Source organism: Enterobacter sp. CFEC122, from assembly GCF_052983755.1.
Genome location: NZ_JBRIQR010000002.1, coordinates 186,894 through 204,165, shown reverse-complemented (window position 1 = coordinate 204,165; position 17,272 = coordinate 186,894). Strand labels below are relative to the sequence as shown.

At 58.3% G+C, this 17,272-nt stretch carries 15 protein-coding genes; 7 read left to right on the top strand and 8 right to left on the bottom strand.

All coding sequences use genetic code 11. The annotated features are described in order from the left end of the window. Position 1: 1 nt before the first annotated feature. Together ACVCAM_RS02820 and ACVCAM_RS02815 are read left to right on the top strand one after the other, a co-directional pair. The gene (locus ACVCAM_RS02820) at positions 2-916 is read left to right on the top strand and encodes an SPFH domain-containing protein (protein WP_008499312.1); all 915 of its coding nucleotides are present in this window, start codon (positions 2-4) and stop codon (positions 914-916) included. Further along, positions 913-1,365: an NfeD family protein gene (locus tag ACVCAM_RS02815; RefSeq protein WP_008499311.1), complete on the top strand. Its 453-nt coding sequence runs from the start codon at positions 913-915 to the stop codon at positions 1,363-1,365. The genes ACVCAM_RS02820 and ACVCAM_RS02815 overlap by 4 nt, the downstream gene beginning before the upstream one ends. On the opposite strand, the gene cueR is transcribed toward ACVCAM_RS02815, so the two are convergent. After that, a complete protein-coding gene (gene cueR / locus ACVCAM_RS02810) occupies positions 1,362-1,772 on the bottom strand; it encodes a Cu(I)-responsive transcriptional regulator (protein ID WP_008499310.1) in 411 nt (136 codons plus the stop codon). The two genes, ACVCAM_RS02815 and cueR, sit on opposite strands and share 4 nt — an antisense overlap. Before the next feature lie 108 nt (positions 1,773-1,880). On the opposite strand from cueR, the gene copA reads away from it, so the two are divergent. The 3 genes from copA (at position 1,881) to ybaK (ending at position 5,902) form a co-directional block, all read left to right on the top strand. After that, complete coding sequence (copA, locus tag ACVCAM_RS02805) at positions 1,881-4,379, top strand: copper-exporting P-type ATPase CopA (protein WP_025912643.1); 2,499 nt, start codon at positions 1,881-1,883, stop codon at positions 4,377-4,379. A 50-nt stretch (positions 4,380-4,429) separates the two neighbouring features. Further along, positions 4,430-5,224 (top strand): TraB/GumN family protein, encoded by a 795-nt coding sequence (locus ACVCAM_RS02800; RefSeq protein ID WP_025912642.1) that lies wholly within the window; start codon positions 4,430-4,432, stop codon positions 5,222-5,224. A gap of 198 nt (positions 5,225-5,422) precedes the next feature. Beyond that, positions 5,423-5,902: a Cys-tRNA(Pro)/Cys-tRNA(Cys) deacylase YbaK gene (gene ybaK, locus ACVCAM_RS02795; RefSeq protein ID WP_008499307.1), complete on the top strand. Its 480-nt coding sequence runs from the start codon at positions 5,423-5,425 to the stop codon at positions 5,900-5,902. 90 nt (positions 5,903-5,992) lie between these two features. On the opposite strand, the gene ushA is transcribed toward ybaK, so the two are convergent. After that, positions 5,993-7,645 (bottom strand): bifunctional UDP-sugar hydrolase/5'-nucleotidase UshA, encoded by a 1,653-nt coding sequence (ushA, locus tag ACVCAM_RS02790; protein ID WP_023326816.1) that lies wholly within the window; start codon positions 7,643-7,645, stop codon positions 5,993-5,995. 169 nt (positions 7,646-7,814) lie between these two features. Here ushA and ACVCAM_RS02785 point away from each other — a divergent pair, with 169 nt between their 5' ends. Together ACVCAM_RS02785 and ybaL are read left to right on the top strand one after the other, a co-directional pair. Continuing rightward, positions 7,815-9,023, top strand: a complete 1,209-nt coding sequence (locus ACVCAM_RS02785; RefSeq protein ID WP_023326815.1) for an MFS transporter — start codon at positions 7,815-7,817, stop codon at positions 9,021-9,023. A gap of 232 nt (positions 9,024-9,255) precedes the next feature. Continuing rightward, entirely contained in the window at positions 9,256-10,932 is a 1,677-nt protein-coding gene (gene ybaL / locus ACVCAM_RS02780) for a YbaL family putative K(+) efflux transporter (RefSeq protein WP_008499303.1), read from the top strand. A gap of 93 nt (positions 10,933-11,025) precedes the next feature. On the opposite strand, the gene ACVCAM_RS02775 is transcribed toward ybaL, so the two are convergent. From ACVCAM_RS02775 to ACVCAM_RS02750, 6 genes are all read right to left on the bottom strand, one after another. After that, positions 11,026-12,330 (bottom strand): inosine/guanosine kinase, encoded by a 1,305-nt coding sequence (locus tag ACVCAM_RS02775; RefSeq protein WP_021241626.1) that lies wholly within the window; start codon positions 12,328-12,330, stop codon positions 11,026-11,028. 62 nt (positions 12,331-12,392) lie between these two features. Beyond that, positions 12,393-13,355 carry a ferrochelatase gene (hemH, locus tag ACVCAM_RS02770; RefSeq protein WP_023343508.1) on the bottom strand — a complete coding sequence of 321 codons (963 nt, stop codon included), beginning with the start codon at positions 13,353-13,355 and terminating at the stop codon, positions 12,393-12,395. A 124-nt stretch (positions 13,356-13,479) separates the two neighbouring features. Then, the gene (adk, locus tag ACVCAM_RS02765) at positions 13,480-14,124 is read right to left on the bottom strand and encodes an adenylate kinase (protein ID WP_006809841.1); all 645 of its coding nucleotides are present in this window, start codon (positions 14,122-14,124) and stop codon (positions 13,480-13,482) included. A 195-nt stretch (positions 14,125-14,319) separates the two neighbouring features. Then, complete coding sequence (gene htpG, locus ACVCAM_RS02760; protein WP_025912641.1) at positions 14,320-16,194, bottom strand: molecular chaperone HtpG; 1,875 nt, start codon at positions 16,192-16,194, stop codon at positions 14,320-14,322. A 110-nt stretch (positions 16,195-16,304) separates the two neighbouring features. Then, complete coding sequence (gene recR / locus ACVCAM_RS02755) at positions 16,305-16,910, bottom strand: recombination mediator RecR (RefSeq protein WP_008499298.1); 606 nt, start codon at positions 16,908-16,910, stop codon at positions 16,305-16,307. Continuing rightward, the gene (locus ACVCAM_RS02750) at positions 16,910-17,242 is read right to left on the bottom strand and encodes a YbaB/EbfC family nucleoid-associated protein (protein WP_003858972.1); all 333 of its coding nucleotides are present in this window, start codon (positions 17,240-17,242) and stop codon (positions 16,910-16,912) included. The genes recR and ACVCAM_RS02750 overlap by 1 nt, the downstream gene beginning before the upstream one ends. Positions 17,243-17,272 lie beyond the last annotated feature (30 nt).

The following is a 17,272-nucleotide window of genomic DNA, read 5'->3' as shown; positions in this document are numbered from 1 at the left end:
TATGCTTATCGTTGTTCCCGTCCTTATTTTCGTTGCGCTGGTTATCGTGGGCGCTGGCGTCAAAATTGTCCCTCAGGGTTATCAGTGGACCGTCGAGCGTTTCGGCCGTTACACCAACACGCTCCAGCCCGGCTTAAGCCTGATTGTCCCGTTCATGGACAGAATCGGCCGCAAGATCAACATGATGGAGCAGGTTCTGGACATTCCGTCCCAGGAAGTGATCTCCAAGGATAACGCCAACGTCACCATCGACGCCGTCTGTTTTATTCAGGTGATTGATGCGCCGAAAGCGGCCTATGAGGTCAGCAACCTGGAGCTGGCGATCGTCAACCTGACAATGACCAACATCCGTACCGTACTCGGCTCGATGGAGCTGGACGAGATGCTTTCCCAGCGCGACAGCATCAACACCCGCCTGCTGCACATTGTCGATGAGGCCACCAACCCGTGGGGGATCAAAGTTACCCGCATCGAGATCCGCGACGTGCGCCCGCCGGCGGAGCTGATTGCCTCGATGAACGCCCAGATGAAAGCCGAGCGAACCAAGCGCGCCTACATTCTGGAAGCCGAAGGGGTACGCCAGGCGGAGATCCTCAAAGCGGAAGGGGAAAAACAGTCGCAGATCCTGAAAGCGGAAGGCGACCGTCAGTCCGCGTTCTTACAGGCGGAAGCGCGTGAACGTTCCGCCGAAGCGGAAGCCCGCGCGACCCAGATGGTGTCCGAGGCAATTGCCGCCGGTGATATTCAGGCCGTGAACTACTTCGTTGCGCAAAAATATACCGACGCGCTGAAAGAGATCGGCTCGGCGAACAACAGCAAAGTGGTGATGATGCCGCTGGATGCCAGCAGCCTGATGGGCTCTATCGCGGGGATCGCCGAACTGATTAAGGACAGCGGAAACGAGCGTAAAAAATGATTGAGCTCATCGTTGCACATCCTCATGCCTTCTGGCTAAGTCTCGGTGGCTTATTGCTGGCAGCGGAGATGCTGGGCGGCAACGGCTACCTGCTCTGGAGCGGTGTGGCCGCCGTCATTACCGGTCTTCTGGTCTGGATCCTTCCCCTGGACTGGGCGTGGCAGGGGGCGCTGTTTGCCGCGCTGACGCTGGTGGCCGCCTGGCTGTGGTGGCGCTGGCTTAACCGGCGGGTTAACGAGCAGAAACCGGTGGACGCCCACCTTAACCAGCGCGGACAGCAGATTGTCGGCAAGCGTTTTACCCTCGACACCGCGCTGGTGAACGGACGCGGGCACATGCGCGTAGGCGACAGCTCGTGGCCGGTGGTGGCCGACGATGACCTCAGCGCCGGCACGCGGGTTGAAGTCATTGCGGTGGAAGGCATTACCCTGCGGGTAAAGGCCTGTTAAGCGTGGGTTTTGCGGTGGCAGCAGCCGGCAAGATTATCAATAATCGGGCAGTCGGCGCTGTCATCCCCCGGACAGGAGTCCGCGAGCTGCAGCAGCTGTTCGCGCATCGACTGTAGCTCGACGATGTGGCGTTCAATTTCGGCCACCTTTTCCAGGGTGCGTTTTTTCACATCCGCGCTGTGACGCTTCGGATCGTTGAACAGGTTAACCAGCTCGCCGCACTCTTCCAGATTAAACCCGACCTGTCTTGCCTGGCGCAGCAGCGTCAGCTCATCGAGATGCAGCTGCGTGTAGCTGCGGTAGCCATTTTCACTGCGCAGCGGCGGCGTTACCAGCCCCTTCTCTTCATAAAAGCGGATCGCTTTGCTGGTTAAGCCGGTTTTTTTTGCCACGTCACTGATATTCACATTTCCCCCTTGACCTTCCCCTTGATGGAAGGTTTAACCTTCATAACAGTTAGCGAAAAGCGTTACTCCGGTCAACAACTGACCAATATATTATACGGGAGTTTTGTTATGTCTCACACTATCGACCTGACGCTGGACGGCCTCTCCTGCGGCCACTGCGTCAAACGCGTTAAAGAAAGCCTGGAACAGCGTCCTGACGTTGAAAGCGCTGAAGTGACTATCGACCATGCCGCCGTGACCGGCAGCGCCAGTGCGGACGCGCTGATTGATACCATTAAACAGGCCGGTTACGGGGCGGAGTTAAGCCACCCAAAGGCTAAACCGCTGGCAGAGTCATCATCCCCGTCGGAAGCACTGACAGCGGCCACTCCTGAGCTTCCGGCAGCGGATGATATTGATGACAGCCAACAGCTGCTGATCAACGGCATGAGCTGCGCCAGCTGCGTCTCCCGGGTACAAAACGCCCTGCAGGCGGTACCGGGCGTCGCGCAGGCACGGGTGAATCTTGCGGAGCGTACTGCGCTGGTGATGGGCAGCGCCTCCGCCGCAGAGTTAGTGCAGGCCGTTGAAAAAGCGGGCTACGGCGCGGAGGCCATCGAAGATGATGCCGAACGCCGCGAGCGCCAGCAGGAAACGGCTATCGCCACCATGAAGCGCTTCCGCTGGCAGGCCATCGTTGCCCTGCTGGTGGGTATTCCGGTGATGGTGTGGGGCATGATGGGTGACAACATGATGGTCACCGACGACAACCGCACGCTGTGGCTGCTGATTGGTCTGATTACCCTTGCGGTGATGGTGTTTGCAGGCGGGCATTTCTATACCAGCGCCTGGAAGAGCCTGAAAAACCGCACCGCGACGATGGATACCCTGGTCGCCCTCGGGACCGGCGCGGCGTGGCTCTATTCCATGAGCGTGAACGTCTGGCCCCAGTGGTTCCCGATGGAAGCGCGGCATCTCTATTATGAAGCGAGCGCAATGATTATCGGCCTGATCAACTTAGGCCATATGCTGGAAGCCCGCGCCCGTCAGCGTTCCTCGAAAGCGCTGGAAAGATTGCTTGATTTAACCCCGCCGACGGCCCGCGTGGTCACGGACGAGGGGGAAAAGAGCGTTCCATTGGCCGAGGTTCAGCCCGGCATGACGCTCCGTCTGACCACCGGAGACCGCGTTCCCGTTGACGGTAAGATAACCCAGGGCGAAGCCTGGCTGGATGAAGCGATGCTGACCGGGGAGCCTATTCCCCAGCAGAAATCCGATGGCGACGCCGTGCATGCCGGTACGGTCGTGCAGGACGGCAGCGTGCTGTTCACCGCCAGCGCCGTCGGCAGCCACACCACGCTGTCGCGTATTATCCGCATGGTGCGCCAGGCGCAGAGCAGCAAGCCGGAGATTGGCCAGCTTGCTGACAAAATCTCGGCCATTTTTGTACCGGTGGTGGTCGGCATTGCCCTGCTGAGCGCGGCGATCTGGTACTTCTTCGGCCCCGCGCCGCAGATTGTTTACACCCTTGTGATCGCTACCACGGTGCTGATCATCGCCTGTCCTTGCGCCCTTGGCCTGGCGACGCCGATGTCGATTATCTCCGGCGTAGGGCGCGCGGCCGAATTTGGCGTACTGGTGCGGGACGCGGACGCGCTGCAGCGGGCCAGCACCCTCGACACGCTGGTGTTTGATAAAACCGGCACGCTGACGGAAGGTAAACCGCAGGTGGTCGCCGTCACGACCGCAGGCATTGCCGAAGCGGACGCGCTGCGTCTCGCCGCCGCGCTGGAGCAAGGCTCAAGCCATCCGCTGGCGCGCGCTATTCTCGATAAAGCCAATGCGTCTGCCCTGCCGCAGGTGAGCAACTTCCGCACCCTGCGCGGGCTCGGCGTGAGCGGTGAGGCAGAAGGCCATGCGCTGCTGCTGGGCAACCAGGCGCTGCTCAATGAAAACGGTATTGATACCGCTACGCTGGAAAACGAGCTGAAGGCGCAGGCGTCTCAGGGCGCTACCCCGGTTCTGCTGGCGGTGGACGGCAAAGCCGCCGCGCTGCTGGCCGTGCGCGATCCGCTTCGCCAGGACAGCGTGGACGCCTTACAGCGCCTGCACCGTGCAGGCTACCGTCTGGTGATGCTGACCGGCGATAACCCGACCACCGCCAACGCCATCGCGAAAGAAGCCGGTATTGATGAGGTGATTGCGGGCGTACTGCCGGACGGCAAAGCGGACGCCATTAAAAACCTGCAACGTCAGGGCCGTCAGGTGGCAATGGTCGGCGACGGCATCAACGATGCCCCGGCGCTGGCCCAGGCGGATGTGGGGATCGCGATGGGCGGCGGCAGCGACGTGGCCATCGAAACCGCGGCCATCACGCTGATGCGCCACAGCCTGATGGGCGTGGCCGATGCGCTGGCCATTTCGAAAGCCACGCTGCGCAACATGAAGCAGAACCTGCTGGGGGCGTTCGTCTATAACACCCTCGGGATCCCAATCGCGGCCGGTATTTTGTGGCCGCTGACCGGCACGCTGCTTAATCCGGTGGTCGCGGGTGCGGCGATGGCGCTCTCCTCCATCACCGTGGTCAGCAACGCCAACCGGCTGTTGCGCTTTAAACCGAAGGATTGAACCTTGTACCCGTACGCGCTAGCATGAACCTTTCCGTTTATGGAGCGCGTATGGGTCTGTTTCATCGTATAAAAACATCGTTTCGCGCCCTTTTCCCTCGCCGTTACGCCTGGCCCGGTCTGGATATCTCGCTTCCCGGCGGGCAACACCTGCACCTGGTCGGCAGTATCCATATGGGCACGCAGGGTATGTCACCTCTGCCGCCCGGTCTGATAAAGCGCCTGAAGCGCGCCGACGCGCTGGTCGTCGAGGCGGACATCTCGGGCCATGAGTCACCGTTTGCCGGGCTTGAAAGCGATCTCCCGCTGGCGGAACGTCTGAATGAGGCCCAGCTCGCGGAACTGACGCGCGTCGCCGAGGAAACCGGCGTATCGCTCTCCATGATTGACACCCTGCCGCTGTGGCAAATCGCAATGGTATTACAGGCCACGCAGGCCCAGCGTCTGGGGCTGCGGGGGGATTACGGCATTGATTACCAGCTGCTGAACGTGGCGCGGGCGCGCCGTATGCCGATCATCGAACTGGAAGGTACGGACAGCCAGATTGCGCTCCTGCGAGAGCTTCCCGACGACGGTCTGATGCTGCTGGATGATACCCTCACCCACTGGCACACCAACGCACGCCTGCTGCAGACCATGGTTGGCTGGTGGCTGGATGCGCCGCCCGCGGACGGCAGGCTGGCGTTACCGTCGACGTTCAGTGAATCGCTGTATGATGTGCTGATGAATGCGCGTAACAAAGCCTGGCGAGAGACGCTGCATGCTCTGCCAGCGGGGGAATACGTGGTGGCGGTTGGGGCGTTACATTTATACGGCGAAGGGAATTTGCCGTCGTTGCTGAAATAAAAAAATGGCCAATATCTCTATTGGCCCGTCAAAGAGGAATTTCATCGTTTTTATTATACCGAAGTGACCTTCGGCTGAGCCGATTGTCGCTCAAAGTGACCATCACTGCCAACACTATTGCGCAAGATGGTGCTATTTTTTAGACAAACGTCAGGCGTATGCTGGCTGCATGAATTGTCTGTCGTAAGAAGGATAGCTATGACTCCCGCCGTTAAATTACTTGAAAAAAACAACATTTCTTTCCGGATCCACACCTACGATCACGATCCGAATGAAACCAACTTTGGTGATGAAGTGGTGCGTAAGCTGGGGCTGAACGCGGACCAGGTCTATAAAACGCTGCTGGTGGCGGTGAATGGCGATATGAAGCATCTCGCCGTGGCGGTGACTCCCGTGGCGGGACAGCTGGATCTGAAAAAGGTCGCTAAAGCGCTGGGGGCGAAGAAGGTGGATATGGCGGATCCGATGGTGGCGCAGCGCACCACGGGCTACCTGGTGGGCGGCATCAGCCCGCTCGGGCAGAAAAAACGCCTGCCGACGCTGATCGATGCCCCTTCACAGGAATTTGAGACCATCTATATTTCCGGCGGCAAGCGCGGGCTGGATATTGAGCTGGCCGCGGGCGACCTGGCGAAAATGCTGGACGCGAAGTTTGCGGATATTGCGCGCAGGGAGTAAAAAAAGCCGGGTGGCGGCTACGCCTTACCCGGCCTACATTTTGCACCCGTAGGCCCGGTAAGCGCAGCGCCACCGGGCAACACAGCTGCACTACTGCCAGCTCACCTCGCCTTTCGGCTCATACGCATTCACGTCAATCGGCGAATTCTGCTCGATATACTGCTTCAGCACTTCTGCATCGATAAAGCCGGTGTTCACGTAGCCCGGTTTATTATCAATATGCGGATAGCCGTCGCCGCCGGTGGCGTTAAAGCTTAACGTCGCCAGACGGTAGGTTTTCGCCGGGTCAACCGGTTCGCCTTTGATCTTCAGGTCGTTAAGCTTGCCGTCTTTCGCTACGAAGCTCACGTTGGCAAACTGCGGATAGGCCCCGGAATCCGGCTTCATCTGCGCCACGGCGGTCAGGTAGTCAATGACCTCTTTCCCGCTCATGTCGGCATAAACCACCACGTTACCGAACGGCTGCACCTTCAGAACGTCTTTATAGGTGATGTTTCCACCTTCGATGGAATCACGAATGCCGCCGCCGCTCATCACGCCAAAATCAGCCCCGGTGCGCGCCATTTGCGCCGCCAGCACCAGGTGGCCCATGTTGGTCTGCACGAAGCGAACTTTGCTGCGGTCCCCCTCCAGACGACCGTTCAGCGTACCGATTTTCACGTCCAGCTGCGCCTTGCCTTTGTTCTGGAACGGCGTCAGCAGGGAGAGCATCTGCTGGTTTTCTGGAATCTCTGGGGTGTAAAGTACGCGCTCGCTTTTCCCGTCCGGGTAGGTGACCTTCTTCTTCAGGTTGACCGGAATGAGCTGATAGTGCACCAGCTTCATCTCGCCGTTACGGAACTCGAAGTCCGCCCGGCCTACGTATTTGCCCCACTCGTGCGCCTGCACAATCCAGATACCGTTCTGACGGTCTGGCGCACACGGCGTGCCCGGCACGTAGTCCACCTGCTTTTTATTCTCCGACGCCATGCACACCGGATCCTGTGAGTGACCACCCACAATCATCGCCAGCGAGCCCGCCGGCAGGCTGCGCGCCATTTCCACGTCACCGGGCGCGTTAGAGCCGTGCTCACCGTTGTCGTAGTGCCCCATGTGCGTGGTGGCGATAATCACGTCCGGCTTTTCGTTTTGCTGCAGCTCCTGAATCACCAGCTTCGCTTCGTCTGCCGGTTTGCGGAATTCGATATCGGTGAAGAACTCAGGGTTGCCAATTTTCGCCGTATCGTCGGTGGTTAAGCCGATGACCGCGATCTTCAGATCCTGACGCTTAAACAGCGCCCACGGCTTAAACAGGCGTTCGCCGGTGCTTTTCTGGTAAATGTTGGCGGAGAGGAACGGGAATTTGGCCCACTTCTCCTGCTGACGCAGGACGCTCAGCGGATTATCAAACTCATGGTTACCGACGGCCATCGCGTCGTAGCCAATCAGGTTCATGCCGCGAAAGTCGGGCTCGGCGTCCTGTAAATCGGATTCCGGCACGCCGGTATTGATATCGCCTCCCGACAGCAGCAGCACGCTGCCGCCCTGGGCTGCCACCTCTTTACGAATGCCGTCCACCAGCGTTTTTTGCGCCGACAGGCCATATTCGCCGTATTCACTGCGCCAGAAATGACCGTGGTGATCGTTGGTATGCAGAATGGTGATTTTATAGGTTTTGTCTTTTTCATACGCCTGCACGGGCAGGCTTACCAGCCCCCACGCCGCGATGAGCGCCAGCGCGACGCCCCGCTTCATTAACTTCATCTTCTCTCTCCCTGACCAATAGACAAAGGCAGAAATTACAGTGACTAATAAGAATAGACAAATAAGTTTTCAGAATTGCGACTTTCTTCAAATGTCCCGGGCGGGTATGTTAGTCGGATAATAATTACACCCTGCATCGCTAATAACTCAAGACGTGGTAATTCTCTCTATGGCAATCAGTGACTCAACCCAGCCCGTTCCGGGTGCGCCGACGTCGCGCACCTCCTTTAAAGTCTTAGGCGCAATCAGTCTCTCGCACCTGCTCAACGACATGATCCAGTCGTTGATTCTGGCTATTTATCCGCTGCTGCAGTCCGAGTTTTCACTCACCTTCGTGCAGATTGGGATGATCACCCTGACCTTCCAGCTGGCTTCCTCGCTGCTGCAGCCGGTGGTGGGCTACTGGACGGACAAATATCCTATGCCGTGGTCGCTGCCCATAGGCATGTGCTTCACCCTAAGCGGGCTGGTGCTGCTGGCCATGGCGGGGAGTTTTGAAGCCGTGCTGATTGCCGCCGCGCTGGTAGGCACCGGCTCGTCCGTTTTCCATCCGGAGTCTTCCCGCGTGGCGCGTATGGCGTCCGGCGGTCGTCATGGCCTGGCGCAGTCACTTTTCCAGGTGGGCGGTAATTTTGGTAGCTCTCTCGGCCCGCTGCTGGCCGCGGTTATTATTGCCCCTTACGGCAAAGGCAACGTGGCGTGGTTTGTGCTGGCCGCGCTGCTGGCGATTATCGTGCTGGCGCAGATTAGCCGCTGGTACGCCGCACAGCATCGGGTGAATAAAGGAAAACCTAAAGCGAAGGTTATCAATCCCCTGCCGCGCAATAAGGTTATCCTGGCGGTTGCCGTCCTGCTGGTGCTGATTTTCTCGAAATACTTCTATATGGCGAGCATCAGCAGCTATTACACCTTTTATCTGATGCAAAAATTCGGATTATCGGTACAAAACGCGCAGATCCACCTGTTTGCCTTCCTGTTCGCGGTGGCCGCAGGGACGGTAATTGGCGGGCCGGTGGGCGATAAGATTGGCCGTAAATATGTCATTTGGGGCTCTATCCTCGGCGTAGCGCCTTTTACCCTCATTTTGCCGTACGCCAGCCTTGAATGGACGGGGATTTTGACCGTGATTATTGGTTTTATTCTCGCCTCCGCGTTTTCCGCCATTCTGGTCTATGCCCAGGAGCTGCTGCCCGGACGTATCGGTATGGTTTCCGGACTGTTTTTCGGTTTCGCCTTCGGCATGGGCGGGCTGGGTGCAGCGGTGTTAGGGATGGTTGCGGATCACACCAGCATCTTCCTGGTTTATAAAATCTGCGCTTTCCTGCCACTTCTTGGCATGTTAACCATATTCCTGCCTGATAACCGCCATAAAGCGTGAATTACGGGTAGCTAAACTTATGCTTTAGCTACCTGATACCCTTATACCATAAGGGTTTCCTCTTCATCCCCGCGCTGAATTTATCAAAATGCGCTTTTTTACGTGCATATTGCTGTTTTATTCAAACTTCAACAATTATTCATAAACATAAGGGTAAAAATTGTCATAAACTATTACCTGGTTTTTTGGTATTCACGCCAAAAATGGAACACTCACCACGAAAGGAGACGGAATGCACCACGCCACACCGCTTATCACCACCATTGTTGGTGGACTTGTGCTCGCTTTTATTCTCGGCATGATTGCCAATAAGCTGCGTATTTCTCCTCTTGTCGGCTATCTGCTGGCAGGTGTGCTGGCGGGACCGTTTACGCCAGGTTTTGTTGCGGATACCAAACTGGCCCCTGAGCTGGCGGAATTGGGCGTGATTCTGCTGATGTTCGGCGTCGGCCTGCACTTCTCCCTGAAGGATTTGATGGCGGTAAAGTCGATTGCCATACCGGGAGCGATCGCCCAGATAGGGGTGGCGACGCTGCTTGGGATGGCGCTTTCGGCCGTGCTGGGCTGGTCGCTGATGACCGGTATCGTATTTGGGCTGTGTCTCTCAACCGCCAGTACCGTGGTGCTGCTGCGCGCGCTTGAGGAGAGACAGCTGATAGACAGCCAGCGCGGGCAGATCGCGATAGGCTGGCTGATTGTGGAAGATCTGGTGATGGTCCTGACGCTGGTGCTGCTGCCCGCCGTCGCCGGCATGATGGAAAAAGACAATATCGGCTTCGCCTCGCTGGCGCTGGATATGAGCATCACCATCGGGAAGGTGGTGGCGTTTATCGCCATCATGATGCTGGTGGGTCGCCGTCTGGTGCCGTGGATCATGTCCCGCAGTGCGGCGACCGGATCCCGCGAGCTGTTTACCCTCTCCGTGCTGGCGCTGGCGCTGGGTATCGCGTTTGGTGCCGTTGAGCTGTTTGATGTCTCCTTCGCGCTGGGCGCGTTCTTCGCCGGGATGGTGCTGAACGAATCCGAGCTGAGCCACCGCGCTGCACACGACACCCTGCCGCTGCGCGACGCCTTTGCCGTGCTGTTCTTCGTCTCCGTCGGGATGCTGTTTGACCCGCTTATTCTGATTCAGCAGCCGCTGGCCGTGCTGGGCACGCTGGCGATCATTATCTTTGGTAAGTCGCTCGCCGCCTTCTTCCTGGTGCGAATGTTCGGCCACTCTCCGCGGACGGCGCTGACCATTGCCGCCAGCCTGGCGCAGATTGGCGAGTTCGCCTTTATTCTGGCCGGTCTGGGCATGGCCCTGAATCTGCTGCCGCAGGCCGGACAAAACCTGGTGCTGGCGGGGGCGATCCTGTCAATTATGCTGAACCCGGTGCTGTTTGCCCTGCTGGAAAAATACCTCGATAAAACCGAAACGCTGGAAGAGCAGACGCTGGAAGAGGCCATCGAAGAAGAGAAGCAGATCCCGGTCGATATTTGCAATCACGCCCTGCTGGTCGGCTTTGGCCGCGTCGGCAGCCTGCTTGGCGAGAAGCTGATGGCGCAGGGCATTCCGCTGGTGGTAATTGAAACGTCACGCACCCGCGTTGACGAGCTGCGCGAGCGCGGTATTCGTGCGGTGCTGGGCAATGCGGCGAACGAAGAGATCATGGAGCTGGCGCATCTGGACTGCGCCCGCTGGCTGCTGCTGACCATTCCCAACGGCTATGAGGCGGGTGAGATTGTCGCCTCCGCGCGCGCGAAGTGTCCAAACATCGAGATTATCGCCCGGGCTCACTACGACGACGAGGTGGATTACATTACCGAGCGCGGTGCGGATAAGGTGGTGATGGGCGAGCGCGAGATTGCGAATACGATGCTGACGCTGCTGGAAAAACCGCCGGTTGAAGAGGCGGTGACGGGTTAAGTTTTGTGCGGCCTGATGCCCTCACCCTGGCCCTCTCCCACAGGGAGAGGGAACAAACACTAAAAACGGCAGCCACAGGTTGCCGTTTTGCTTTTACCTGTCCCAGTACGCCTCTTCGAGGCTGTCTTCCCGTTCCGGCAGGCCACGCGTTAAGCGCGGTGAGTGCTGGTTCAGCACCTGATAGCTTACGCGGTTGGCGTACTTGCATACCTGCGCCAGCGACGAATAGGTCAGCCAGCTGAACTTGTGCTTGCTGGAATTTGGCACGTTGGTTTTGTGGTAGGCGTTAGCGGTGATGTCGTGCAGCAGCGCGGCCAGCGCGCCGTCGCCCGCGCCGTTGGTATTCATGATCTTCTCCGGCCCGCCCATGTAAGGGGCGATGTGCGAGTAGATACGCAGCGGATTAACACAGTCTTTAAAACGCATGCCGCGGCTGAACTCGTACTGGTTGAACTCGGCAATCGCGCCGGGCAGCAGCGGGTGCTGGGTTTTGCGTTTGCTCTCTTCTTCGGTGAAGCCAGCCATATACAGCCCAACCGGACCCGCGGTGCAGAGCACCAGATCCACCCAGTCCAGCGCTTTGTCAGACGCCAGCAGCGGATCGCTTTCACCGGTCAGCGCTTCGGCCTCCTCTTCGTTCATCGCCAGAATCGAGACGTGCTCTTTCAGGAACGCCTGCCACCATTCAGGATTATCGGCAATCACGAATTTGGTGCCCAGCGTCAGAACGACGGGCACGTCGTACTTCTTCGCGTACTCAATCGCCTTCATGGTCGCTTCCGGCATCGGCTCGCCCGGCTTGCAGCGCACCAGGTAGGAGGTCAGCACCAGCGCCGAGGCGCCCGCGATCACCTCTTCGGGAATGCTGTCCGCGCGCAGCTTGTTCATATGACCCGGGCTGATGGCAAAGGTACGCTCGCCGGATTCGCCGATCAGCGTAAAGCAGCGGCCAATCGGCCCGTCGACGCCCTGGAGATAGTTCAGATCGGTACGGCTGGAGGTGTTGCACAGGTAACGGTAGGCGTAGCCACCGATTTCGATATTGCTGCACATTACGCCGAGCAGGACAGAGCGGTCGTCCGCCAGCACGGAGTAGTTGTGCATGGTGTTGCCGATGGTGCCACCGGCGAACTGATGGGTAATCAGGTTTTCGCGCACCAGCTCCTGGTACAGCGCTTCGGCAACGTCATCTTCAATCACCAGCGAGTGACCGGCGCTCAGACCGTAACGGGCGACAAACGCATCATCCACTTTCGCTTCAATGTCCACCAGCGTCTGGTCGATACCGACGACCCACGCCGCGCTGGTTTCATTTTCTGGCTGGATTTGCTGCAGGAGCGGATCGCGGGCATCCACGGGGAAGTAGTGTTTGGATTTGCGTTTACCGGGAAATTTCATGGTCTGAACTGTACGAAGAATATGGGCCGGGAATGGTAGCACAAACCCGGCCCGGAGTGCGATCAGCGACCGTTCGTTACCAGCGAGACCATCATGTCGATATGCTCAGGGGAGTCGTTAAGCGCCGGAATGTACTCGTACTTTTCGCCGCCAGCCTCCAGGAAAAATTCCCGGTTTTGCACCGCGATCTCCTCCAGCGTCTCCAGACAGTCTGCCGAGAAGCCCGGCGACATCACCTGAATATGCTTCACGCCCTTCTCGCCGAGCATTTTGAGGGTTTCATCGGTGTACGGCGTCAGCCACGGCTCGCGGCCGAAGCGCGACTGGAAGGTCATCATCACCTTCTCCGGCGGCAGGCCGAGGGCGGAAACCAGCTCGCGGGTGGTATCGCGGCAGCGCTGCGGGTAATCATCCCCTTCATTGGCGAAACGCTGCGGGATGCCGTGATAGGAGAGCAGCAGCAGATCCGGCTCGCCGTGTTTTTCAAACGACGCGCGCGCGCTGTTGGCGAGCGCCTTGATGTACAGCTCGTTATCCGCGTAGTCGCGAATAAAGGTCACGCCCGGAATGCGGCGGCGGGTCGCCAGAATGCGCGCCAGCTCGTCCCAGACGGCGGCCACCGTCGAGCAGGAGTACTGCGGGTAGAGCGCCAGCACCACGATATGGTCCACGCCCTGCGCCAGCAGCGAGTCCACCGCGCTTTCCAGAGACGGTTTGCCGTAGCTCATGCCGAGCGCGACGGGCATCTCCGGCAGGCGGGCGGCCAGCGCCTTCTCCTGACGACGACTGTAGACCATCAGCGGCGAGCCCTCTTCCATCCAGACGGACTGATAGAGTTTGGCGACGCGCGGAGAACGGATCGGCAGAATGACGCCACGCAGCAGCGGCCACCACAGCAGTCGCGGAAAATCCACGACGCGCGTGTCGCTTAAAAATTGTCGCAGGTAGCGTTTTACCGCGTCTGATGTAGGTGCTTCTGGAGTGCCCAGATTGGCAAGCAGGATGCCGGTTTTCGCCTGACTCATTCACGCCTCTTAACCATTTGAATGGTTGTCAATTGTAGCGGAAATGCGTTTAAACGAAACCCATTGCTGTAATAGGTAAGATGAGAATTTTTCTCACCCGGTGGCCCGGGTGAGAGAGATGCAATTAGCCGAGGATTTTTTCCAGCTCAGCACGCACGTCAGCCACGGCTTTGGTGCCGTCAACTTTGGCGTATTTGGTGTTACCCGCCTGCGCTTCTTTGGTGTAGTAGCCGATCAGCGGCGCAGTCATCTGATGGTATTCCACCAGGCGCTTGCGCACGGTCTCTTCCTGATCGTCTTTACGGGTGGTCAGCTCTTCGCCGGTCACGTCGTCTTTGCCTTCAACCTTAGGTGGGTTGAATTTGATGTGGTAAACGCGGCCAGAGGCAGCGTGTACGCGACGGCCAACGATGCGGTCAACGATCAGCTCGTCCGGTACGTCGAACTCCAGAACGTAGTCCACGTTGATGCCCGCTTCCTTCATGGCGTCAGCCTGAGGAATGGTACGTGGGAAGCCGTCCAGCAGGAAACCGTTACGGCAGTCTTCCTGAGCAATGCGCTCTTTGACCAGAGCAATTACCAGCTCGTCGGTCACCAGCTTGCCTGCGTCCATGATGTCTTTCGCCTGTTTACCCAGCTCGGAGCCAGATTTAACAGCGGCGCGCAGCATATCACCGGTGGAGATTTGCGGAATACCGTATTTCTCCATGATGAACTGAGCCTGAGTTCCTTTACCCGCGCCCGGAGCGCCAAGCAGAATAATACGCATTGCGAAAATCCCCTCAAAAGTCGTTTCAATTTTTCAAAAGCGCTAAACAATACCACCAGAACGGGCATCGCTCAAGGAAGGCAGGAAGGCTGAAACGGTTAATGGGGGGAGATAATTTGGGATAGTGCGGTCTGGTGCCCTCACCCTGGCCCTCTCCCTCGGGGAGAGGGAGAAGACCAGGAGAGGCGTGGTCAGTTACGCCAGCAGCAGCGCATTCACACGTTTAATGAAGAGGTTAGGATCTTCCAGCGTGCCTCGCTCGGCCAGCAGGGACTGATCCAGCAGGAGTTCAACCCACTCGGCAAAGCGGGCGTCGTCCTGGGTATCCGCCGCGCGTTTCACCAGCGGATGATCCGGATTAAGCTCAAAGATATATTTCACTTCCGGTACCGCCTGGCCCGCCGCGGCGAACAGCTTCGCCATCTGGGTGCTCATTTCGTCGGCATCGGTGGTGACAATGGCCGGAGTGTCGGTCAGACGGTGAGTGAAACGCACCTCTTTCACGCGGTCGCCCAGCAGGGTTTTCACGCGCTCAATGAACGGCTCCAGCGCCTTCTCGGCTTCTTTCGCGCTTTCGTCCACTTCATCCGCCAGCTTGTCGATGGATTCGTCCGCTTTAGCAACGGACTGGAACGCTTTCCCGTCGAACTCGGTCAGGTAGTTCATCATCCACTCGTCGATGCGGTCGGAAAGCAGCAGCACTTCGATGCCTTTCTTACGCAGCAGCTCCAGGTGCGGGCTGCTCTTCGCCGCGGCGTAGCTGTCGGCGGTGATGTAGTAGATCTTCTCCTGCCCTTCTTTCATGCGGGAGATGTACTCTTCCAGCGACACGGTCTGCGCGGAGGAGTCGGTGTGCGTAGAAGCAAAGCGCAGCAGTTTGGCGATGGTTTCAACGTTCGCCATGTCTTCAGCCGGGCCTTCTTTCAGCACCAGACCGAACTGTTTCCAGAAGGTCTGGTATTTTTCCGCATCGTCTTTCGCCAGTTTTTCCAGCATCTGCAGCGCACGTTTGGTCAGGGCGTTGCGCAGGTTACGGGTGACGGTGCTGTCCTGCAGAATTTCGCGGGAGACGTTCAGCGGCAGATCGTTGGAATCGATCAGGCCGCGCACAAAGCGCAGATAGTTCGGCATGAACTGCTCGGCGTCGTCCATGATGAATACGCGCTGCACGTACAGCTTCAGGCCATGCTTGTGATCGCGGTTCCACATGTCCCACGGCGCCTGTGCCGGGATGTACAGCAGGCTGGTGTACTCCTGCTTACCTTCCACACGGTTGTGGCTCCAGGTCAGCGGGTCGGTAAAGTCGTGGGCGATGTGCTTATAAAACTCGTTGTACTCGTCGTCTTTGATTTCAGCCTTGTTACGCGTCCACAGCGCCTGCGCCTTGTTGATTTTCTCCCAGGAAACCACGGTTTCACCGTCTTTCTCTTCCTGTTTTTCAATCTCGACCGGCAGGGCGATGTGGTCGGAATATTTGCTGATGATGGAGCGTACGCGCCAGTCGTTCAGGAAATCATCTTCCCCTTCACGCAGGTGCAGGGTGATTTCGGTGCCGCGATCCGCTTTGGTGATGTCATCAACGGTGTATTCGCCTTCCCCTTTGGATTCCCACAGCACGCCGTTCTCGGCGCTGTCGCCCGCCGCGCGGGTGCGCACGGTGACTTTGTCCGCCACGATGAACGCCGAGTAGAAACCGACGCCGAACTGGCCGATCAGCTGGCTGTCTTTCGCCTGGTCAGAGCCCATGGACTCCAGGAACGCTTTGGTGCCTGATTTCGCGATGGTCCCGAGGTGGTCGATCACCTCGTCGCGGTTCATCCCGATGCCATTATCGGCAATCGTCAGGGTGCGGTTCTCTTTATTGAAAGAGACGCGCACGCGCAGCTCGCCGTCGCCTTCGTACAGATCCGGGTTGGACAGCGCGCGGAAGCGCAGCTTGTCCGCCGCATCCGAGGCGTTGGAAATCAGCTCACGCAGGAAAATTTCTTTGTTGGAATACAGGGAATGGATCATCAGGTGCAGAAGCTGTTTTACTTCTGACTGGAAACCACGGGTTTCTTGTCCTTTCATCTATGTCGACCTCAACAATGCCATTTAATGGGGTTGTAAAACGTTGAGGGAGAGATGGGGATACGGGGGGAAATTTTCAAGCGGAGGCGGCTCGCGCAGCCTCCGTTTGGTCAGAAAATAATCTTGTGACGTCCGGCCAGAGAGTGCGACAGCGTGGTGCCGTCGACCATCTCCAGCTCGCCGCCGACCGGCACGCCGTGGGCGATGCGGCTGGCGTCAACGCCATACTGCGAGCACAGTTCGGCGATGTAGTTGGCGGTTGCCTCCCCTTCCACCGTGGGGTTGGTGGCGAGGATCACCTCTTTGATGGTTTCGGACTCGAGACGCTGTTCAAGGCGGTCAAGACCGATATCGTCCGGGCCGATGCCGTCCAGCGGGGAGAGATGCCCCATCAGCACGAAGTAGCGCCCGGAAAACTGCCCGGTTTGTTCGATGGCGTAGATGTCCGCCGGACTCTCCACCACGCAAATCTGACCGTTTTCCTGACGACGCGGGTTCGTACAGATGTTACACACGTCCTGCTCGGTAAAGGTGCGGCAATCCGCACAGTGACCAATTTCTGACATGGCGCGGGTCAGAGCCTGCGCCAGGCGCATCCCGCCGCTGCGGTCGCGCTGCAATAGCGTAAACGCCATGCGCTGCGCCGACTTCGGGCCAACGCCCGGCAGACAGCGCAGCGCTTCCATTAACTGCGTGAGCAGCGGACTGGTTTGCATCAGAACGGCATCTTGAAGCCAGGCGGCAGCTGCATGCCGCTGGAAACGGAGGCCATTTTCTCTTTCTGGGTTTCGTCGATACGGCGAGCGGCATCGTTAAACGCGGCTGCAACCAGATCTTCCAGCATCTCTTTGTCGTCTTCGAGCAGGCTCGGGTCGATTTCCACGCGACGGCAGTTGTGCGCACCGTTGATGGTCACCTTGACCAGACCGGCACCGGACTCACCCGTGACTTCCAGCTGAGCGATCTCTTCCTGCATCTTCTGCATTTTTTCCTGCATCTGCTGAGCCTGCTTCATCAGGCCACCCAGACCGCCTTTTCCACCAAACATAGGCTTCTCTCTTCTTTCACGTTTAAGGAT

Coding starts and splice junctions, on each gene's coding strand:
- ACVCAM_RS02820 (WP_008499312.1), top strand. CDS start 2: ATGCTTATCGTTGTTCCCGTCCTTATTTTCGTTGCGCTGGTTATCGTG.
- ACVCAM_RS02815 (WP_008499311.1), top strand. CDS start 913: ATGATTGAGCTCATCGTTGCACATCCTCATGCCTTCTGGCTAAGTCTC.
- copA (WP_025912643.1), top strand. CDS start 1,881: ATGTCTCACACTATCGACCTGACGCTGGACGGCCTCTCCTGCGGCCAC.
- ACVCAM_RS02800 (WP_025912642.1), top strand. CDS start 4,430: ATGGGTCTGTTTCATCGTATAAAAACATCGTTTCGCGCCCTTTTCCCT.
- ybaK (WP_008499307.1), top strand. CDS start 5,423: ATGACTCCCGCCGTTAAATTACTTGAAAAAAACAACATTTCTTTCCGG.
- ushA (WP_023326816.1), bottom strand. CDS start 7,645: ATGAAGTTAATGAAGCGGGGCGTCGCGCTGGCGCTCATCGCGGCGTGG.
- ACVCAM_RS02785 (WP_023326815.1), top strand. CDS start 7,815: ATGGCAATCAGTGACTCAACCCAGCCCGTTCCGGGTGCGCCGACGTCG.
- ybaL (WP_008499303.1), top strand. CDS start 9,256: ATGCACCACGCCACACCGCTTATCACCACCATTGTTGGTGGACTTGTG.
- ACVCAM_RS02775 (WP_021241626.1), bottom strand. CDS start 12,330: ATGAAATTTCCCGGTAAACGCAAATCCAAACACTACTTCCCCGTGGAT.
- hemH (WP_023343508.1), bottom strand. CDS start 13,355: ATGAGTCAGGCGAAAACCGGCATCCTGCTTGCCAATCTGGGCACTCCA.
- adk (WP_006809841.1), bottom strand. CDS start 14,124: ATGCGTATTATTCTGCTTGGCGCTCCGGGCGCGGGTAAAGGAACTCAG.
- htpG (WP_025912641.1), bottom strand. CDS start 16,194: ATGAAAGGACAAGAAACCCGTGGTTTCCAGTCAGAAGTAAAACAGCTT.
- recR (WP_008499298.1), bottom strand. CDS start 16,910: ATGCAAACCAGTCCGCTGCTCACGCAGTTAATGGAAGCGCTGCGCTGT.
- ACVCAM_RS02750 (WP_003858972.1), bottom strand. CDS start 17,242: ATGTTTGGTGGAAAAGGCGGTCTGGGTGGCCTGATGAAGCAGGCTCAG.